The 19,169-nt window shown below is 72.8% G+C and carries 18 protein-coding genes; 14 read left to right on the top strand and 4 right to left on the bottom strand.

Annotated features, from left to right (window positions below; all coding sequences use genetic code 11):
- Window positions 1–31: 31 nt before the first annotated feature.
- Entirely contained in the window at window positions 32–1,483 is a 1,452-nt protein-coding gene (locus tag ACFV9W_RS15270; RefSeq protein WP_385760395.1) for a sodium:solute symporter, read from the top strand.
- 52 nt (window positions 1,484–1,535) lie between these two features.
- On the opposite strand, the gene ACFV9W_RS15265 is transcribed toward ACFV9W_RS15270, so the two are convergent.
- Entirely contained in the window at window positions 1,536–4,061 is a 2,526-nt protein-coding gene (locus tag ACFV9W_RS15265; RefSeq protein WP_385760209.1) for an ABC transporter permease, read from the bottom strand.
- A 293-nt stretch (window positions 4,062–4,354) separates the two neighbouring features.
- On the opposite strand from ACFV9W_RS15265, the gene ACFV9W_RS15260 reads away from it, so the two are divergent.
- From ACFV9W_RS15260 to ACFV9W_RS15245, 4 genes are all read left to right on the top strand, one after another.
- Window positions 4,355–4,672 (top strand): DUF6412 domain-containing protein, encoded by a 318-nt coding sequence (locus tag ACFV9W_RS15260; protein ID WP_385760206.1) that lies wholly within the window; start codon window positions 4,355–4,357, stop codon window positions 4,670–4,672.
- A 118-nt stretch (window positions 4,673–4,790) separates the two neighbouring features.
- The gene (locus ACFV9W_RS15255; protein WP_385760204.1) at window positions 4,791–5,552 is read left to right on the top strand and encodes a YidC/Oxa1 family membrane protein insertase; all 762 of its coding nucleotides are present in this window, start codon (window positions 4,791–4,793) and stop codon (window positions 5,550–5,552) included.
- Window positions 5,553–5,695: 143 nt separating this feature from the next.
- Window positions 5,696–6,553, top strand: a complete 858-nt coding sequence (locus tag ACFV9W_RS15250; RefSeq protein ID WP_385760201.1) for a fumarylacetoacetate hydrolase family protein — start codon at window positions 5,696–5,698, stop codon at window positions 6,551–6,553.
- A 351-nt stretch (window positions 6,554–6,904) separates the two neighbouring features.
- Complete coding sequence (locus ACFV9W_RS15245) at window positions 6,905–8,038, top strand: choice-of-anchor A family protein (protein ID WP_385760198.1); 1,134 nt, start codon at window positions 6,905–6,907, stop codon at window positions 8,036–8,038.
- Window positions 8,039–8,049: 11 nt separating this feature from the next.
- Here ACFV9W_RS15245 and ACFV9W_RS15240 read toward each other — a convergent pair whose 3' ends face one another.
- The gene (locus ACFV9W_RS15240; RefSeq protein WP_385760196.1) at window positions 8,050–8,523 is read right to left on the bottom strand and encodes a heme-degrading domain-containing protein; all 474 of its coding nucleotides are present in this window, start codon (window positions 8,521–8,523) and stop codon (window positions 8,050–8,052) included.
- Entirely contained in the window at window positions 8,520–9,602 is a 1,083-nt protein-coding gene (locus tag ACFV9W_RS15235) for a Gfo/Idh/MocA family oxidoreductase (RefSeq protein ID WP_385760194.1), read from the bottom strand. The genes ACFV9W_RS15240 and ACFV9W_RS15235 overlap by 4 nt, the downstream gene beginning before the upstream one ends.
- A gap of 91 nt (window positions 9,603–9,693) precedes the next feature.
- On the opposite strand from ACFV9W_RS15235, the gene ACFV9W_RS15230 reads away from it, so the two are divergent.
- From ACFV9W_RS15230 to ACFV9W_RS15200, 7 genes are all read left to right on the top strand, one after another.
- Window positions 9,694–10,797, top strand: a complete 1,104-nt coding sequence (locus ACFV9W_RS15230) for an ROK family protein (protein WP_385760192.1) — start codon at window positions 9,694–9,696, stop codon at window positions 10,795–10,797.
- 342 nt (window positions 10,798–11,139) lie between these two features.
- Complete coding sequence (locus ACFV9W_RS15225; protein WP_385760190.1) at window positions 11,140–11,853, top strand: hypothetical protein; 714 nt, start codon at window positions 11,140–11,142, stop codon at window positions 11,851–11,853.
- 37 nt (window positions 11,854–11,890) lie between these two features.
- Complete coding sequence (locus ACFV9W_RS15220; protein WP_385760188.1) at window positions 11,891–12,658, top strand: GntR family transcriptional regulator; 768 nt, start codon at window positions 11,891–11,893, stop codon at window positions 12,656–12,658.
- Window positions 12,659–12,805: 147 nt separating this feature from the next.
- The gene (locus tag ACFV9W_RS15215) at window positions 12,806–13,891 is read left to right on the top strand and encodes an ABC transporter ATP-binding protein (RefSeq protein ID WP_385760185.1); all 1,086 of its coding nucleotides are present in this window, start codon (window positions 12,806–12,808) and stop codon (window positions 13,889–13,891) included.
- The gene (locus ACFV9W_RS15210) at window positions 13,884–14,756 is read left to right on the top strand and encodes a 2-aminoethylphosphonate ABC transporter permease subunit (protein ID WP_385760183.1); all 873 of its coding nucleotides are present in this window, start codon (window positions 13,884–13,886) and stop codon (window positions 14,754–14,756) included. Before ACFV9W_RS15215 ends, ACFV9W_RS15210 begins: the two co-directional genes overlap by 8 nt.
- Window positions 14,743–15,540, top strand: coding sequence for an ABC transporter permease (locus ACFV9W_RS15205; protein ID WP_385760179.1), 798 nt, complete (start codon window positions 14,743–14,745; stop codon window positions 15,538–15,540). Before ACFV9W_RS15210 ends, ACFV9W_RS15205 begins: the two co-directional genes overlap by 14 nt.
- A 32-nt stretch (window positions 15,541–15,572) precedes the next feature.
- Window positions 15,573–16,634, top strand: coding sequence for a 2-aminoethylphosphonate ABC transporter substrate-binding protein (locus tag ACFV9W_RS15200; RefSeq protein ID WP_385760176.1), 1,062 nt, complete (start codon window positions 15,573–15,575; stop codon window positions 16,632–16,634).
- A gap of 26 nt (window positions 16,635–16,660) precedes the next feature.
- Here ACFV9W_RS15200 and ACFV9W_RS15195 read toward each other — a convergent pair whose 3' ends face one another.
- Entirely contained in the window at window positions 16,661–17,440 is a 780-nt protein-coding gene (locus tag ACFV9W_RS15195) for an HAD-IIA family hydrolase (protein WP_385760173.1), read from the bottom strand.
- A 135-nt stretch (window positions 17,441–17,575) separates the two neighbouring features.
- Here ACFV9W_RS15195 and ACFV9W_RS15190 point away from each other — a divergent pair, with 135 nt between their 5' ends.
- On the top strand, window positions 17,576–18,163 hold the full coding sequence (locus tag ACFV9W_RS15190; protein WP_385760170.1) for a hypothetical protein: 588 nt from the start codon (window positions 17,576–17,578) through the stop codon (window positions 18,161–18,163).
- Between the two features lie 7 nt (window positions 18,164–18,170).
- On the top strand, window positions 18,171–18,842 hold the full coding sequence (locus tag ACFV9W_RS15185; protein WP_385760167.1) for a class F sortase: 672 nt from the start codon (window positions 18,171–18,173) through the stop codon (window positions 18,840–18,842).
- Window positions 18,843–19,169: the final 327 nt, after the last annotated feature.

Below are 19,169 nucleotides of genomic sequence, written 5' to 3'. Positions count from 1 at the left end.
CGCTGTCGCCACCAGCCTCTTCGGCGTCTTCATGGTCGCCACCGTCGCCCTCGGGCTGCTCGCCGTGCGCGGCAGGGGCAGTGGCGGCGGGCTCGCCGAGTGGTCCGTGGGCGGGCGCTCGCTGGGGGCCGTGTTCGTGTGGGTGCTGATGGCGGGGGAGGGGTACACCAGCTTCAGTTACCTGGGCGCTGCCGGGTGGGGGTACAACTACGGCGCCCCTGTTCTGTACGTCGTCGCTTACATGTCCTGCGGGTACGCCATCGGGTACGTCGTCGGGCCGTTGTTGTGGTCGTACGCGCGGCAGCACGGGCTCGTCAGCATCACCGACATGGTCGCCCACCGGTACCGCCGGCCCTGGCTGGGTGCCGCCATCGCCGTCCTCGTCACCGTGTTCCTGCTTCCGTACATCCAGTTGCAGATCACGGGGATGGGCGTCGTCGTCTCGACGATCTCGTACGGCGCCGTCAGCCTCAACTGGGCCTATTTCATCGGCTTCGCCGTCACCACGTTGTTCGTGGTGGTCAGCGGGTTGCGCGGGAGCGCGTGGGTGTCGGTGATGAAGGACCTGCTCGTCATCGTCACGCTCGCCTTTCTCGCCTTCTATGTGCCGCTGCACTACTTCGACGGCTACGGGGCGTTCCTCGACCGGCTCGTCGAGGAGAAGAGTGCCTGGCTCACCCTGCCCGGGAGCGGTGGATCGCCTTATGGGGAGGGGTGGTTCGCCACCACCACCTTCCTGAACGCCCTCACCGTCGTCATCTTCCCGACCACCGTCGCCGGGTATCTGGGCGCGCGCAGCGCCGACGCGCTGCGGCGCAATGCCATGTGGCTGCCCGCGTACAACGTGCTGCTGTTCGTGCCCATGCTGCTCGGGATGGCGGCGCTGTTCGTCGTGCCCGGGCTCACCGGGGCCGACTCGAACCTCGCGCTGTTCAAGCTCGTCGTCGATTCGCTGCCCGCGTGGGTCGTGGGGATCGTCGGGGTCGCGGCCGCGCTGTCGTCGATCGTGCCGATGGCCGTGTTCATGCTGGTCATCGGGACGATGTGGGGGAGCAGCGTCTTCTCGCTCGTGCCGCGGTGGCGGGGCGTCTCCCGGGCGCAGAAGACCGGGGCGCAGGTCGTCGTCGTGGTGGCCGGGACGCTCGCGCTGGTCCTCACGTATGCCGCGCCCAACACCCTCGTACGGCTTTCCCTCATCTCGTACGAGGGGATGGCGCAGCTCGTGCCGATGCTGTTGGTGGGGCTGGTGTGGCGGCGGCTGAGTTTCGTGGGCGCGCTGAGCGGGCTCGTCGTCGGGGTCGGTGTCGTGTGCGGGCTCGTGTTCAGCGGGCGCGATCCCGTGTTCGGGGTGAACGCCGGGATCGTCGCGCTCGCCGTCAATCTCGTGGTGACGCTGGTCGTGACGTACGCGCGTCCGGCGGACCGGGACGAGCGGGCGGACGAGGACGTGCTGGCCCGGGATCCGGTCGGGGCGGCGGGGTAGCCGCTCCCGCTCCGGAAACGGTTGCTCCAACTCCTGCGCCCCCCGCCTGCTCCTACTCCTGCGCCCCCGCCGCCTCCACCGGCCGGGTGCGCAGCGCCGACCAGGCCGGCAGCAGCGTCGAGGCCAGCGACAGCGTGACGGCGCCGGTCACGATCGCCCCGTAGATCCACCAGGGCCCGGACGGCATCCAGGTGTTCGCCGCCGCGTGGGCGAACGGGATCAGCGAGGTGCTCGCGGCCGCCGTGCCGAGCAGCAGTCCGATCGCGGCGACCATCAGGGACTCGATGGTCAGCGCCTTCATGACCTGGCCCTTCGTGGCACCGACCAGCCGCTGGAGCGCGAACTCCCGGCGGCGGCTGCCGACGGAGAGCACCAGCGTGTTCACCACCGCGAGCACCGTGTAGGCCACGATCATCGCGATCAGCAGGTAGTTGATCCAGGCCTGGGTCTGCGCGCCCTCGGCATGGGCCTCGATCAGCGTCTCGCGGTCGGTGACCTCAAGACCCGGCGCGAGGGCCGCGAGACCGGCCGCGGCCGAGGGCGAGGCCCGGACCAGGATCTGCGAGGGCCTGCCCGCATCCGTGTGGGCCGCGAGCAGCTCGGCGGGCAGGAAGGCCGTCTCGTAGCCGGGGCGGCCCTTGAACAGCGCGACGACGCGGACGTCGACCTCGGCGCGGTCGCCGAGGCGGAGCGTGAAGCTGTCGCCGACCGTCTTGTCCAGCGCGCGGGCCCGCTCGGTGGTCAGCGCCACGGTGTTCCCGTCGAGTTCGCCGAGGCTGCCCGCGACCGGTCGTACGGCCGTGGTGAGGGAGGCCTGCCGCGCGCTGACGCCCTGGAGCGGGATGCCGTCCTCGTCGGTCACGCCGTCGATGAAGCCCGTGCTCGTGGCGTAGGCGCTCGCCGCCTCGACGCCCTCGGTGCGCCGGACCTCGGCCAGGAGCGTGTCGGAGACCCCGCCCGCCGCCGGTGAGAGCACCGCGTCCGCCCGGAGGTTGGCCGCGTACGCCGAGTTCGTGGCGTCGATCTGCGTGGTCTGGAGGTAGAGGTTGCCGGTCGCCATGCCCGTCGCCAGCATCAGCGGTGTCACCGCGGCGGCCATGCGGACGGCGCGGACCCGGGCGTGCGAGACGGCCAGCTTTCCGCCGGCTCCGGTGAGCCGGCGCACGGGACCGCCGATCAGCCACGCCATCAGCTTGGTGAGACCCGGTCCGAGCAGCGCCAACCCGATGACGGCGCACAGCACGGTCGGTCCCGCGGTGCTGCCCGCGATCGGGCCGTCGAAGAGCAGGACGGTGAGGATCGCCAGCGCGGCGGCCCCGGCCAGGAACAGGACCGCCAAGGCGATGCGCAGCGGGTGCGCCCAGCGCAGCTGCACCTCGGCCTCCCGCAGGGCCTCCACCGGCCTGACGTTCACCCCGCGCCGGGCGCCGATCCAGCCGCCGAGGAGCGCGGTGAGCAGCAGCGCGCCGCCCGCGGCCACGGCCGGGATCCAGCCCTGCGCGTACGTCACGGAGTCGGAGACGAAGCCCGTGTCCTGGAACTCGCCGAACAGCCATCGGCCCACCGGCGGTCCCGCGAACCAGCCCGCGCCCGCCGCGGCCACGGCGACCATCAGCGTCTCGGTCAGCAGCATCCGCCGCAGCTGCCGCTGCGTTGAGCCGATGGACCGCAGCAGCCCGAACTCCCGGCGCCGCTGGCCCACCGACAGCGCGACCGTCCCGGACACCACCATGATCGCGACGACGGTGGTCATGCCGCCGAACGCCCCTGCCAGCGCGACCAGATCGCTGCCGCCGCTCATCACCTCGGGGAACTCCACGGTGCCCCTGCCGTCACCGGACACGACCTCGAGCGGCTGCCCGTCGAGCGCCGCGGCGACCCGCTCGCGCACGTCACCGAGGTCCGTGCCGGAGTCCGTCGTCACGGCGATGTCCGCGACCGCCGGGGCGAGCGCCCGCGCCGCGTCGTCGGAGAGGAACAGCGCCGCCCGGTCCAGCTGCCGGGCGGTGCCCACCACCGCGCTCACGGTGTACTTCCGCGTACCTTCCCCGGCCGCGATCCGGACCTCGTCACCGACGCCGGTGCCCGCGGCCCGAGCCGTCCCGGCGTCCAGCGCCACCTCGCCGTCCCGCGCCGGAGCCCGGCCCTCGACGATGTCGTACGGCGCGAAGGCGGCCGAGGCCCAGCCGTGCGCCTGCGCCTTCACCGGACCCGCCCCGCCCCGGCCGTCTTCTCCGTCCCGTACGAGCGCCGCGTCGAAGGTGCGCTCGGCGACGGCCTCGCGGACGCCCTCGACGCCCCGCACCCGGTCGAGCGCCGAGGCGGGCACGGGGACCCGCTCGGGCATGACCGCCGGGTCCTCGGTGTCGTCACCCTTGGCGGGCGGGGTCACCGAGCGGTCGCCCGTCACCACGAGGTCGGCCTGCGCGAGCCGCTGCGCGGGCGCGTTGTTGCGTACGCCGGTCTCCAGCAGTCCACCGCAGGTCATCACGGTGACCGTGCCGAGGAAGAGCGCGAGGAAGGTCGCCGTGAGGCTCTTCCCCCGGTACCGGATGGTGCGCCTGGCCAGCTTCCACATGTCCCCTCGTCCCCTCCGCCTGATCCCACCGATCACGCTAGGGACGCAGGTCGTGCACGCCCATGGGAGTGGCGCCCGTGTGCGGGGTGGGGAGAACCCCCGTACGGGAGCGGGCCGGTCGAACCGGAGGGCGCCGAGATGCTTCCGGGCACTGCTCGAACCGCGACGCCTCCTTCAGCCGGTCGTGACCGAGCCTGTATAACTGGCAGGACGCCCCAAGGCGGACACGCCTCAAGGCGGACACGCCTCAAGGCGGACACGTACGTACCCGAGCGGCGGGAGGAGGCAGGCGCATGGCACGCACGACCAGCGGCAGCACCGTGCTCCGGCCCGTCGCCCTGCTGCTCTTCGTCCTCCTCGGTTCCGCGCTCGTCGACACCGGAAGCTTCGTCGGTGCCGTCGCGCTCGCCGCGACCGCCGCCGCGGGCTCCGCGCTCGCCGCCTGCGCCGTCCTGGCCGCGCGCTCCGCGCCCACCGTGGCGCGCACCCGCGTCCGCACCGCCATCCGGGACCGCGAGCGGCGCACCGCGTTCCTGCCGCAGCGCGATCCCGACGCCTCCGGCCGGCCCAGGCCCCGAGCACCCGGACGCCTCGTCCCGACGGGCTGCTGAACCCCAGAACCCTTGAACCCCTGAACCCTCTGGGCTCACCGGTCCGTCACGCCGACTCAGTCGACTCATTTCTCGATCTTTGATGTCCGGCACGACGAGACCCCCGGAGGGCTCACCCATGTCGTCGTTCATGTCCGTTTTCGCCAGTCTGGTCGAGCAGCTCGCCGACCTGCTCCAGCCGCTGCTGCACGCCTCCGCCACCGCCGCGGCGATCGTCCTGTTCACCGCGTTCGTACGGCTCCTCGTCCACCCTCTGTCGCGCTCCGCGGCCCGTGGGCAGCGCGAGCGGGCCAGGCTCCAGCCGCGTATCGCCGAACTGCGCAAGAAGCACAAGAACAGCCCCGAGGCGATGCAGAAGGCGATCATGGAGCTGCACCGCGAGGAGAAGGTCTCCCCGCTGACCGGCTGCCTGCCGATGCTCTTCCAGATGCCGGCGTTCTTCCTGCTCTACCACCTGTTCTCCAACCAGAGCATCGGCGGCGAGCCCAACGCCCTGCTCGGCCACACCCTCGGCGCCGCCCCGCTCGGCGGCCGCTTCCACGACGCGCTCGCACACGGCGGGCTCTTCGGGGCGCAGGGGCTCGTCTACGTGGCGCTGTTCGCGCTCGTCGCCGCCGTCGCGACCTTCAATTACCGGCGCACGAAGCGACAGCTGGCGCAGGCGCCGCAGCCGCAGGGCGACCAGCCGGTGCCGGGCATGGCGGTGATGGGCAAATTCATGCCGCTGATGTCCTTCTTCACCCTGTTCACGGTGGCCTTCGTGCCGCTCGCCGCCGCGCTGTACGTCGTCACGTCGACGACGTGGAGCTCGATCGAGCGGGCCGTGCTCTACCGGGACATGCCGTACGCGGGCGGGGCGGCGGCCGCGCCCGCACTCTGACCGCTCCCGCCGGTGATCCGGGTCCAGTCCGTGAACGGGGTATTGCGGACTGGACGTTCTCCTTGGAGGATCGACCAGTCCTCCGATGGCTGCACGCCGCACCGGGCCGTGGAGGCTCCTCCTACTGCAGAGGGAGTTACACCATGAAGCTGCTGCGAGTCGGTCCCGCCGGAGCCGAGCGCCCCGCGCTGCTCGACACCGAGGGAACGCTGCGCGACCTGTCCGGACTCGTCACGGATGTCGACGGGGCACTGCTCGCCGACGACGCCGCGATCGAGCGCGTACGGGCCGCGGCCGCGGCCGGGGAACTGCCCGTCCTCGACGCGTCGGGGCTGCGGATCGGCCCGCCGGTGGCCCGTATCGGCAAGGTCGTGTGCATCGGGCTGAACTACCACGACCACGCGGCGGAGACCGGCGCCCAGCCGCCCGCCGAGCCCGTCGTGTTCTTCAAGGCGGCCGACACGGTCGTCGGGCCCGACGACACGGTCCTCGTGCCGCGCGGCTCCGTGAAGACCGACTGGGAGGTGGAGCTCGCCATCGTCATCGGGCACACGGCCCGCTACGTCGAGTCCCACGAGGCGGCGCTCGCGTGCGTCGCCGGGTACGCGGTCGCGCACGACGTGTCCGAGCGCGAGTTCCAGATCGAGCGCGGCGGCACCTGGGACAAGGGCAAGAACTGCGAGACGTTCAACCCGCTCGGCCCGTGGCTCGTGACCGCCGACGAGGTCCCCGACCCGCAGGCGCTCGGCCTGCGGCTGTGGGTGAACGGCGAGCTGAAGCAGGACGGCACGACGGCCGACCAGATCTTCCCGGTCGCCGAAGTGGTGCGCTACGTCAGCCAGTTCATGACCCTGTACCCCGGCGACGTCATCAACACCGGTACGCCGGCGGGTGTCGCCATGGGGCAGCCCGAGCCGAAGCCGTACCTGCGGGCGGGTGACGTGGTGGAGCTGGAGATCGACGGGCTCGGCCGCCAGCGGCAGGAGCTGAAGCCGGCGTAGCCGCGCCGCCGGGTTCCACGGGCCGAGGGCACCCCCGTTCGGGGTGCCCTTGCCCCGCCTGGGCGCGTGTCCGCGAGGCGGGAGGGCGGGCCGTTCCGTGGTTTCGCCGCTCCTGGCGTCCGCCCTGCTCGTCGTGGGAACCGTCACGGGGCGCTGCCCCGGACCCCGCGCCTCAAGCGCCGGCGGGGCTTGATGTGCCCACCCGCCGCCTGGGGGCGCATCGGGTGGCCGCCACCGCCTTGGGCAATCTGCCGCCTCATGGGGTCTCCCCTGCTCGGAGCTTGTCGGAGAGCTTGGGGAAGGCAGGGTGGGCAAGGCGGCCCCCGGTGCCGCGCACCGCTACGGGAGGCGTTGCCCCGGCACCCGCCGACCCGCCACGCGGGCGTCGGCTCGCGCGTGCCGCCGGACGACGGGACCGACTACCTCACCACCGGCGGCGACCTGTCCGTCGCGGCGGGGGAGCGGGTCGCCGTCGAGGACGCCTCGGCGCACGGCGTCGCGCGCCACGGGGGCGCGCTCGACGGCACCGTCGAGTCGAAGTCCGTGGACGACCCCGACGCCGCCGCCCCGTACGAGGACCTGCGGCAGCGGCTCACCGACGCCAGCCATTGCTACGCGTACGAGAACGGCGCGCGCCGCACCCCGACCGGCACCGCCGTCAACGACGGCTACACCACCGTCTTCACCGGCGACGGCAGCTCCGAGCTGCAAGTCTTCGACATCGACTTCGACGTGGCCGCCGCGAGCGGCGGCATGGGCGGCTTCCGGTTCGACAACATCCCGTCCGGGGCCACCGTCCTCGTCAACGCCTACGGCGACGCGCGGAAGATCAACACGTACGAGGGGCTGCTCCCGGCCGAGCTCCGGGACCGGCTGCTGTGGAACTTCCCCGACGCGAGCGGCGTGGAGCTCGCGGGCGGCACCCAGTTCTCCGGCAGCGCGCTGGTCGGCAACCTGTCGAGCACGACGACGATGACCATGTCCGGGTTCAACGGCCGCTTCTACAGCGCGGGTTCGCTGACCCACACCTCGGCCGCGGGCGGCGGCGGGGGCCAGGAGATCCACGCCTACCCGTTCAAGGGCGACCTGCCCTCCTGCGACGACGACAACGTCATCCCGACGCCGACGCCGACGCCGACGCCGACGCCGACGCCGACGCCGACGCCGACCCCGACCGACGTCACTCCCACTCCGACGCCCACCGAGACCACGCCCACTCCCACGCCCACCGAGACCACCGCGACCCCCACCCCCACCGACTCCACCCCCGCACCCACGCCTGACGGCGGTGACACCGGCGGCACGGACGGCGGCGGAACCACCGGCGGTACGGACGGCGGCTACGGCGGCGGGGACCACCTCGCCGACACCGGGACGCCGTCCCTGGGCGCCGCCGTGCTCGGCTCGATCGCGGCGGTCACCGCGGCGACGGGCGCGGCGCTCGTCTTCCTGAGCCGCAGGCGGCGGGCCGGCGGACGCGGCTGAGCCGCACACCGCTAGCCGACGAACCGCTCCAGCGCCGCCACGACCAGCTTGTGGTCCTCGATCTGAGGGAGGCCCGAGACCACCACGGCGCCGACGACTCCCGCTCCCCGTACGGAGATCGGGAAGGCGCCGCCGTGCGCCGCGTACGTGTCCGGGTCGAGGCGCGAGGCGTCCTCGAACGTCGTGCCCTTGGCCCGGAAGCGGCTGCCGACCAGGTAGGACGAGGCGTGGTAGCGCTCGACGACGCGGCGCTTGCGGGCGATCCACGCGTCGTTGTCCGGGGCCGAGCCCGGCAGCGCCGCGTGGAACAGCTGCTGGCCGCCGCGCGTGATGTCGATCGCCACCGGGGCCTCGCGCTCGCGGGCCAGGTCCACGAGGAGATTGCCGAGGGTCCAGGCGTCGTCGTACGTGAAGGAGTCCAGGACGAGGCGGCGCTCCTGCTCCTCCAACTCGGGGATCTGCGGGGCGCCTTCGGGGTTCGTCACAGGGTCACCGTCACACCGTCGCGGGCGGAGACGCGCGCCGCCTCCAGGACGTCGAGCGCGTCGGCGGCCTGCGTGGCGGGCACCGGGTTCGGGGTGCCGTCGCGCAGGGCCGCGGCGACGGCGGCGTAGTACGCGGGGTAGTCGCCGTCGACCGTCGCCAGCGGCCGGCCGCCGCCCGTCTGCGGGGACTCGCCGGAGCCGACCCGGCCCCACATCGACTCGCCCTCGACGCCCCACGGCTCACCGGCCGCCGGGCGCTTGCCGTCGCGCAGCGCCGCCTCCTGCGGGTCGAGGCCGTACTTCACGTAGCCCGCCTGCGAGCCGAGGACGCGGAAGCGCGGGCCGAGCTGGGCGGTGGTGGCGGAGACGTAGAGGTGCGAGCGCACGCCGTTCGCGTGGGTGATCGCGATGAACGTGTCGTCGTCGGCCTCGGCTCCGGGGCGGCGCACGTCCGACTCGGCGTAGACGGAGACGGCCGGGCCGAACAGGACGAGGGCCTGGTCGACGACGTGGCTGCCGAGGTCGTACAGCAGGCCGCCGATCTCCTCCGGGTCGCCGGACTCGCGCCAGCCGCCCTTGGGGTGCGGACGCCAGCGCTCGAAGCGGGACTCGAAGCGCCAGACGTCGCCCAGCTCGCCGTCCGCGAGGAGCTTTTGGAGGGTCAGGAAGTCGTTGTCCCAGCGGCGGTTCTGGAAGACCGAGAGCAGGACGCCCTGCTTCTCGGCCAGTTCGGCGAGCTCGCGAGCCTCGGCGGCGGTGCCCGCGACCGGCTTGTCGACGACGACCGGGAGGCCCGCGGCGATGGCGGCCTTCGCGAGCGGCACGTGCGTCTTGTTGGGCGACGCGATGACGATCAGGTCAAGGTCGTCCGCGTGCTCCCACAGGTCGTCGGGGGAGGCGGCGAAGCGCAGGTCGTCGCCGTGCTCGGCGCGGGCCTGGGCCTGGCGCTCGGGGTTCGAGGTGACGACCGTGTCCAGGGTCAGGCCCTCGGTCGCGGCGATCAGCGGGGCGTGGAAGACGGAGCCCGCCAGGCCGTAGCCGACCAGGCCCACGCGGAGGGCAGCACTCGTACCAGTCATGCCTCCACTTAAGCAACGGTGTTGCCAAAGTGCAAGCGCGGGGGACAATGGGCTGGTGACCGCACATGTGAGGAGCACCGTGAGGAGGACCATGGCCGCGACGGTGGGCGCCAACCTGAGCGCCCTGCGCGGGCACAACGCGGCGCTCGTGCTCGACCTGCTGCGCACGGCGGGGGAGGCGGGGATAAGCCGTCTTGAGCTCGCCGAGCGCACCGGGCTCACTCCGCAGGCCGTCAGCAAGATCACGGCGCGGCTGCGGGCGGACGGGCTGGCGGTGGAGGCGGGACGCCGGGCCTCCACCGGGGGCAAGCCGCGCACCGTGCTGCGGCTGCTCGCGGGCGCGGCGCACGCGGTCGGCCTGCACCTGGACCGCGACGAGCTGCACACCGTGCTCACCGACCTGTCCGGCGCCGTCGTCGCGGCCCGGCGTGCGCCGCTCGACCTCGGCGCGGGCTCCGACGCGGTGCTGGCGGCCGCAGCCTGCGAGGTGGACGCGCTGCTCGACGCGGACGGGGGCCGGACGGTCCTCGGCGTCGGCGTCGCGGTGCCGGGGCCGCTCGACCACACGGACGGGGTGCTGCACCGGGTCACCGGGTTCCCGCAGTGGGACGGCTTCCCGCTGCGCGACGCGCTCGCCGAGCGGCTGGGCCTGCCGGTCGTCGTGGACAAGGACACGAACGCGGCGGCGCTCGGCCTTGCCCTGGAGGGGGAGGGCGAGCGCTCCTTCGCCTACCTCCACCTCGGTACGGGGCTCGGCGCGGGCCTCGTCCTCGACGGTTCGCTCTACCGGGGCGCGCGCACGGGGGCGGGCGAGTTCGGCCATCAGGTGATCCAGCTCGACGGTCCTGTGTGCAGCTGCGGCAACCGGGGCTGCATCGAGGCGATCTGCCTCGCGGCGGTCGCTTCCGGTACGGAGCGGGGGCTCGATGAGGCGGCGCGGGTGCTGGGGGAGGGGGCGGCGAATCTGGTGAGTTTGCTGGACATCGACGCGGTGCTGCTGGGTGGGCGGACGGTGGCGGCGTACGAGGAGCGGTTCGTACGCGGGGCGGAACGGGTCGTCGCGGCCCGGGCGCGCCGGGAGGGCGGCGGCTCGTCGATACCCGTCCGGGCGGCCCCCGGCGGCGACACCCAAGCGGTGGAGGGCGCGGCCCACATGATCCTGGCCCCGTTGTTCGGGCGAGCGGCTTCGTCGTAAGGGTCCCGTGGCGGGGGCCGCCGTCCTGGGCGCGCGGCACCGGGGGCCGCCTTGCCCACCCTGCCTTCCCCAAGCTCTCCGACAAGCTCCGAGCAGGGGAGACCCCATTAGGCGGCAGATTGCCCAAGGCTCGGTCGGCATGATCAAGCCCCGCCGGCGTTTGAGGCGCGGGGTCCGGGGCGGAGCCCCGAGGCCGTAACCACGGTGCCGGTGTGCGTTCGGCTGGGCCGATCGAGGGAACCGCCGCGCGCGTCGCGGCGCGCAAACCCCACCCGGTCGCCCCGCGATGGAAACGTTCTGGCCCACGACTGTCGTCAACTCCGCGACCAGTGAAGGGCCTTCATGCGACTGCGCCGACCGCTCGCCCTCGCCGTCACCGCCCTCGCCACCTCCGCCCTCACCGCCCTCGCCCCCACGCACGGGGCCACCGCCGACACCGGCACCCAGGCCTGCGCGGCAGCGAAACGCGGCGGCGACTTCCCGGTCGACACCCGTATCGACGAGGGCCCCGCCACCTACCACCCCGGCGACGCCCCCCGGCACTTCTCGCTCGACCTGACCAACACCACCACCGCCCGCTGCGCCGACCTCCACCCCGTCCTCGTACTCGTCGACCGGACCCGGAAGCTGACGCCGAAGCGGATCAGGATGGAGTTCCGGGACGCGGGCCGCTGGCGCCCGGTGACCGTCGAGCGGGCCGACCGGGGCGAGAACATCGGCGTCTTCGACGGCTTCCCCGGGTTCTCGGTCGGCGCGGGCGACACGGTCACCGTCGACGTCCGCCTCGCGTTCGCCGACGGCACCCCGCCCGACCGGGTCGTCGCCAACGCCGCGCTCGTCCGGCGCAAGGACGACGACGGCGAATGGGTCGGCGAGTCCGACGACTACCCGTTCACCATCGAAGAGGCCGCGGGCCCGGGTCCGACCCTCGCCGAGGAACTCGCCCGCACGGGCCCGCGCGCCCTGCTCGGCCTCGGGGTCGCGGCCGGCACCCTCCTCCTCGCCGGCACGGCCCTCGTGGTGGGAGCCCGGCGGCTCCGCGTCGGCGGCAGCTGACCGCCCGCCGTTCACCCGCGTCTGCGACCATCCCCGCGTGGACTACCCGAACGACCAGGCCCCCGGCGCCCCCGTGCGCGACGGCATCCCCGAGCACGGGCGCATTCCGAAGTACTACGCCGTGAAGGCCCAAATCGCCGCGCTCGTCGACGAGTTGAGCGAGGGCGAGACCCTGCCCGCCGAGCGCGAGCTCGCCCTGCGCTACGAGGTGGCGCGCGAGACCGTGCGGCAGGCGCTGCGCGAGCTGCTGCTCGAAGGAAGGCTGCGGCGGCACGGCAGGGGCACCGTCGTCGCGGGCCCGAAGCTGGCGCAGCCGCTGTCCCTCGCCTCGTACACGGAGGGCGTGCGCCGCCAGGGCCGGCGCCCGGGCCGTACCCTCATCGGCCTCGAACGCTTCCCGTGCCCGCCCGCGCTCGCCGCCGAGATCGGCCTGGAGCGCGGCGAACCCGTCTGGCACATGGAGCGCGTGCTGCTCGCCGACGACGAGCGCGTCGGCCTGGAGTCGACCTACGTCCCGGTGTCCCGGGTGCCGAACCTCGACGCCGAGTTCGACCCCGACTCCTCGTTCTACTCCTACGTCCACGACCGTCTCGGCATCGAGTTCGGCTCGGCCGACGAGCGCATCGAGACGGTGCTCGCGACCCCGCGCGAGGCCCTGCTCATCGGCACGCCGCCCGCGCTGCCGATGCTGCTCATCCACCGGATCTCGTACGACACGGGGCGCCGCGCCACGGAGCGGGTGCGGACGCTTTACCGGGGGGACCGGTTCTCGTTCACCGCGCGTTTGGGCTCGGACGGCTGGTAACACCCGCCGTCCCGGCGGGAGTTGATCCGAGCCACTCGCTTGAGGTAACAGAACGATAACGGGTCTGGTCCAAGCTTGGGTGCCCGTTCACCGTCCCGTTGCCGGGCCGCTCCGCGCGGGACACCCGCCGCCAGGAGCGTGGCCGCCGTGAGAGACAACGACCAGAAGCTGAGCGGCATCCGGTTCGACCGGGTGTCGGTCGCGTACGGCGGCACCACCGTTCTCGACTCCCTCGACCTGACCGTCGAGCCCGGCGAGGTGATGGCCCTCCTCGGCCCATCGGGCTCGGGGAAGACCACCGCGCTGCGCGCCGTCGCCGGGTTCGTGCGGCCCGCGTCCGGGCGGGTGCTGCTCGGCGGACGCGACGTCACCGACCTGCCGCCGCACCGGCGCGGCATCGGCATGGTCGTGCAGAGCTACGCGCTCTTCCCGCACCTGCGCGTCGAGGACAACGTCGCCTTCGGGATGCGGGCGCAGAAGGTGCCGAAGGCCGAGATACCCGCGCGGGTCGCCGAGGCCCTCGAACTGACCGGCATGGCCGCCTACGCCAAACGCCACCCGCGCGAGCTCTCCGGCGGCCAGCAGCAGCGCGTCGCCATCGCCCGCGCCCTCGCCGTCCGCCCCGGAGTGCTGCTGCTCGACGAGCCGCTGTCCGCGCTCGACGCGACGCTGCGCTCCGGCATGCTCGCCGAACTGGCCCGGCTGCACCGCGAGCTGCCCGACGTCTCGATCCTGTACGTCACCCACGACCAGGTCGAGGCGCTCACCCTCGCCGACCGCATCGCCGTCATGGACCAGGCCCGCCTCCAGGACGTCGGCACACCCCAGGACCTGTACCGGCGGCCCCGCACCGAGTTCACCGCCTCCTTCGTCGGCAACGCCAACCTGCTCCCCGTACAGGTCGGCACGGACACCGTCTCGTTCGGTGCCGCCGAGCTGAAGGTCCCGACCCAGGACGTGGCCGCCGGGGCGACCGCCACCCTCTGCGTCCGCCCGCACCTCGTCGGCCTCGGCGAAGGCCCCAACTCCCTCACGGGAAAGGTCGCCGAGGTCCAGTGGCGCGGCGCGACCCACCGCCTCTACGTCGACGTGGACGGCCACCGCGTCAAGGCCGACCTGCGCGAACTGCGCGACCCGCCGTCGCTGGGGGAGCGGATCACCGTGCACTTCGCCCCCGAGGACGCGGTGCTGCTCGGCGCCGGGGTCTCGCCGGAGGTGGGCGGCAATGGCTAGCGCCACGCTCGCCGCGCCCCGCCAGGGCGCCGCCACGTCCCGGAAGCGGAACAGCGGCTGGATATGGGCGCTGCCGCCCGTCGCCGCGCTCGCGGTCGTCTTCCTCTACCCGCTCTACCTCGTCGTCCAGCAGTCGCTCACCCCCGACACCGGCGGCACCTCGCTCAAGCCGTACGCCGACGTCTTCGCGTCCTCCGCGTTCCGCGAGGCGCTCGGCACGACAGTGTGGCTCGCCGTCGGGTCCACGGCCGGCTGCCTCGTCCTCGGCTTCGCGCTCGCGCTGATCGTCGCGTTCGTGCCGTTCCCCGGCGCCAAGGCCGTCGCCCGCTTCATCGACGTGTTCCTGTCCTTCCCGTCCTTCCTGATCACGCTCGCGCTGCTGTTCGTGTACGGGCAGGTGGGCATGGCCAACGGGCTGTGGACGGACGTCACCGGGGCCGCCACCGGCCCCTTCCAGTTCCTGGCCACACCGTGGGGCGTGCTGCTCGCCGAGATCACCTACTTCACGCCGTTCGTGATGCGCCCGCTGCTCGCCGCGTTCTCGCAGGTGGAGACGGCGCAGCTGGAGGTCGCCGCCTCGCTCGGGGCGCGGCCCGCCCGGATCGTGCGGCAGGTGATCCTGCCGGAGGCGCTGCCCGCGCTCGCGGCCGGCGGTTCGCTGGTCCTCGTCCTGTGCCTGAACGAGTTCGGCATCGTCCTGTTCACCGGCGCCAAGGGCGTCACGACGCTCCCGACCCTCGTCTACAGCAAGGCGATCCTGGAGTCCGACTACCCGGGCGCCTGCGTGGTCGCCGTCGTCAACGTCCTTGTCTCCGTGGGCCTCTACGGCCTGTACCGGGTGGTGAGCCGTCGTGTTGGTTCATAGCAAGTCCGGCCGGTGGGCCGCCTGGGCGCTCTTCTTCGTCCTCTTCCTGCCGCTGTTCGCCCTGCCGCTGCTCGTCGTGCTCGCGGCGTCCTTCGCCACGAACTGGTCCGGCGCCCTGCCCTCGGGCTTCACCGGCGGGCACTACGACGCGGCCACCCGCGGCGAATCCCTCGCCGCTTTGACCACCAGCCTGGTCACGGCCGTCACCGCGAGCGTGCTCGCGCTGGTCGTCGGCGGCTGGGCCGCGCTCGCCGCCGCCGCGCTGAGGAAGCGCGGACGGCGCGTCATGGACGCCCTGTTCATGCTGCCGGTCGCCGTGCCGTCCGTGGTCGTCGGCCTCGCGGTCCTCGTCGCGTTCAGCCAGCCGCCGATGCTGCTCAACGGCACCCGCTGGATCGTGATCATCGCCCACACGATCCTGGTCACGGCCTTCGCCTACCAGTCCGTGTCGGCCGCGCTCCAGCGCCTCGACCCGGCGTACGAACAGGCCGCGGCCTCCCTCGGCGCCCGGCCCGCGTACGTCCTGTGGAAGGTGAAGCTGCCGCTGCTCCTGCCGTCCCTGAACGCCGCCGCGGGCCTCTGCTTCGCCCTGTCCATGGGTGAGTTGAGCGCCACGATGATGCTCTACCCGCCCGACTGGATGCCGCTCCCGGTGCAGATCTACGCGACCACCGACCGCGGCTCCCTGTTCACCGGCTCCGCGATCGCGGTGGTCCTGATGGCCGCCACGCTGTTCGTCCTGCTGGCCTTCTCGCGGATCCGCACCAAGGCCTCGTACCGCTAACCAGCCCACGCCATACGGGAGTTCACCACGCCATGCGCAAGAACACGCTCACCACCGTCGCCGCGGCCACCGGCTGTCTCGCCCTCGCCGCGACCCTGACCGGCTGCGGCGGCAGCTCCGCCGCCTCCGACGAGAAGACCGTCACCGTCTACAGCGCCGACGGCCTCAAGGGCGAGAACGGCGACGGCTGGTACGACAAGGTCTTCAAGGACTTCACCAAGGAGACCGGTATCAAGGTCAACTACGTGGAGGGCGGCTCCGGCGAGATGGTGCAGCGCGCCGTCCGCGAGAAGGTCAACACCCAGGCCGACGTCCTCGTCACCCTCCCGCCGTTCATCCAGCAGGCCGACGAGAAGGGCCTCCTGGCGAAGTACGCGCCCAAGGGCTCCGACCAGGTCGACGGCGCCGACAAGGCGGCGAACGGCACCTGGACGTCCGTCGTCAACAACTACTTCGGCTTCGTCCACAACAAGAAGGAGCTGAAGACCCCGCCCACCACGTGGGAGCAGCTCCTCGACCCGAAGTACAAGAACAAGCTCCAGTACTCCACGCCCGGCGTCGCGGGCGACGGCACCGCCCTGCTCGTCAAGGCCATGCACGACTTCGGCGGCAAGGAACAGGCCATGGCCTACCTGAAGAAGCTGCAGGCCAACAACGTCGGCCCGTCCGCCTCCACCGGCAAGCTCTCCCCGAAGGTCGACAAGGGCGAACTCCTCGTCGCCAACGGCGACGTGCAGATGAACTACGCCCAGTCCAAGGACATGCCCAACCTCGGCATCTGGTTCCCGAAGAAGGCCTCGGGCAAGCCGACCTCCTTCGCCCTGCCGTACGCGGGCGGCCTCGTGAAGAACGCCCCGCACACCGCCAACGGCAAGAAGCTCCTGGACTTCATGCTCGACGCGAAGCAGCAGAAGCAGGTCAGCTCCGTCGGCGGCGGCTTCTCGCCGCGCTCCGACGTGAAGGCCACCGACGAGGACGCCGTCGAACTCGCCAAGATCATGGACGGCGTGCAGATCTTCGAGCCGGACTGGGACGACGTCGCCAAGAACCTCCAGACGTACGTGGACGACTGGAAGACGGCGACCGGCAGCTGAGAGGGCCGGCCGCCGCCGTACGTTCCTCAGACCCGGTCGACGAGGTCCGCGATCGAGTCGACCACCTCGGTCGGCCGGAACGGGAAACGGTCTATGTCCGACTGGCCGGTCAGCCCGGTCAGGACGAGATACGTCGTCATCCCGGCCTCCAGGCCCGCCAGCACGTCCGTGTCCATCCGGTCGCCGATCATGGCGCTGGACTCGGAGTGCGCCCCGATGGCGTTGAGCCCGGTCCGCATCATCAGCGGATTGGGCTTGCCCACGAAGTACGGGTCCTTGCCGGTCGCCTTGGTGATCAGCGCCGCCACCGAGCCCGTCGCGGGCAGCACGCCCTCAGTGGAGGGGCCGGTGTTGTCGGGGTTGGTGGCGATGAACCGGGCCCCGCCGTTGATCAGCCGGATCGCCTTGGTGAGCGACTCGAAGGAGTACGTGCGGGTCTCGCCGAGGATCACGAAGTCGGGGTCGGAGTCGCTGAGGATGTAGCCCTCCTCGTGCAGCGCCGTCGTGAGCCCCGCCTCGCCGATCACGTACGCCGTGCCGTTCGGCCGCTGGCCGCGCACGAACCGGGCGGTCGCGAGGGCGGACGTCCAGATGTTCTCGACGGGGACTTCCAGGCCGATCCGGTTCAGGCGGGCGTGCAGGTCACGGGCCGTGTACATGGAATTGTTCGTCAGGACGAGGAACGGCTTGCCCGAGTCCCGCAGCTTCTTGATGAACGCGTCCGCGCCCGGGATCGGCACCCCCTCGTGCATGAGGACGCCGTCCATGTCGGTCAGCCACGATTCGATGGGCTTGGGCTCTGCCATGTGTGCGGACTCCTCGGCGCTCGATCGACTGGCTGCCATCGTATGCACGAGCCCCACCCGATGTGACGTGCCACTGGAGCCTCTCGGGATGCGGAACGCGGCCAGGAGCGTGACGCTGACACAAGGAGGTTCACGATGCGTACAGGACTGCTTGCTGTCGGTGTCGCGGGGGTGGCCGTCCTGGTGACCGCACCGGCCACCGCGGCCCAGTCGGCCGACGGCAGAGGAACGATCACCGTCACCCCGCGGGAGGCACCCGCGGGCACCGAGGTCGACCTGCGGGTGACCGGCTGCGACGGCGCCGCGGGCAGCGCCACTTCCGCGGCCTTCGTCTCCCCGGCCCGGCTCGCGCCCTCCGCCGACGAACCCACCCTGTTCGCGGAGGCCCGCGTGAAGTCCTCCGCCGCGCCCGACGCCTACCCGGTCTCGGTGACCTGCGACGGAGTCGAGGGCAAGGTCACCGGCACCCTCCGGGTCCTCGACGGATCCGCCGAGGGCGCCTCGGCCGCCCCGTCCCCGACCGCCCCCGTGCACGCGGGCGGCGGCGGCACCGCGCAGCGGCAGGCGCTCGCCGTCCACCGGGCCCCCTCGGCCGCGCCCAGCGAGGGCCCCGGCACCCGGCACGCGCTCATCGGCCTGGGCCTCGCGGCGGTCGCCGCCGTGGCCGTCGCCGTCCGCAGCACGCGGCGCCGCAGGTCGTCCGGTTCCCCGACGAGGCACTGAGTCCGCCATGGGTGACCGGTCGCAGGGGGCCGGGCGGCTCCTCACGGGAGTGGCCTGGGCCGTGCTGCTGCTCGGCCTGTGGCTGTGGGGCCACGGCGCCACCGATCTGAACCTGTCCTCGCCGACGACCGGGGACGCGGCCGCCGTCGGCCGGCCGTCGGACGTCGACCTGCCGGCCGCCCACCGGCCCGTCGAGGGCGCGCAGCCGCGCCGCGTCGACATCGCGGCGCTGCGTGTCCAGGCGCCCGTCGTGGCCCGCGGCCTCGACGGGAACGGCGCCGTCGACCCGCCGCCGTACGCGCGCGCCGGTGTCGTCGGCTGGTACGGCGACGGGGTGGAGCCGGGGGAGCGCGGCACCGCCCTGTTCGTCGGGCACGTCGACACCGAGAGCAGGCCGGCCGTCTTCTACCACCTCAGCGAGGCCGAGCCCGGGGACACGGTGCGGGTGACGCGGGCCGACGGCTCCGTCGCCTCCTTCACCGTCGACGACGTCCGGGTGTTCTCCCGCGAGAACTTCGACCCGGCCAAGGCGTACGGGCCGCACCGCTCCGAGCGCGCCGAGCTCCGCCTGATCACCTGCGGCGGCACCTTCGACAAGGCCTCGGGGACGTACACCGCGAACGTGGTCGTGTCCGCGTACCTGTCGGACGTGGACGGCTCGCCGCGGAAGGCGGGCTGAGCGTGGGCGCGGGTGCGGTCCACCTGTCCGGTCGGCGGCCCGCTCCCCCCGGGGCCGCCGACCGGACTGGTCCTCGACCGTGCGGGCTGCGGGCTGCGGGAGTGCCCGGCCTCGGCACGGGAGGCTGTGATGGTCCGTCGGGTCGGACCGGCCGAGGACTGGGGCCGCTCATCTCGACTTTAGAACGGATGGGCGGAACAGCACAGGGTCTGGTCGGCAGTTCACGACGGGCCGGTCCCCGCGCACGCTGTAACAGGTCCTTGACAAGCCGCGTACGCGCTCGTGGCACGGCAGGGGCGTGTGCCACGATTGAGAGCCAGACAGTGC

It is taken from the genome of Streptomyces sp. NPDC059897 (assembly GCF_042730865.1).
Classification (GTDB): domain Bacteria; phylum Actinomycetota; class Actinomycetes; order Streptomycetales; family Streptomycetaceae; genus Streptomyces.
The sequence above is the reverse complement of the archived record's forward strand: the minus strand, read 5'-3'. Positions and strand labels throughout refer to the sequence as shown.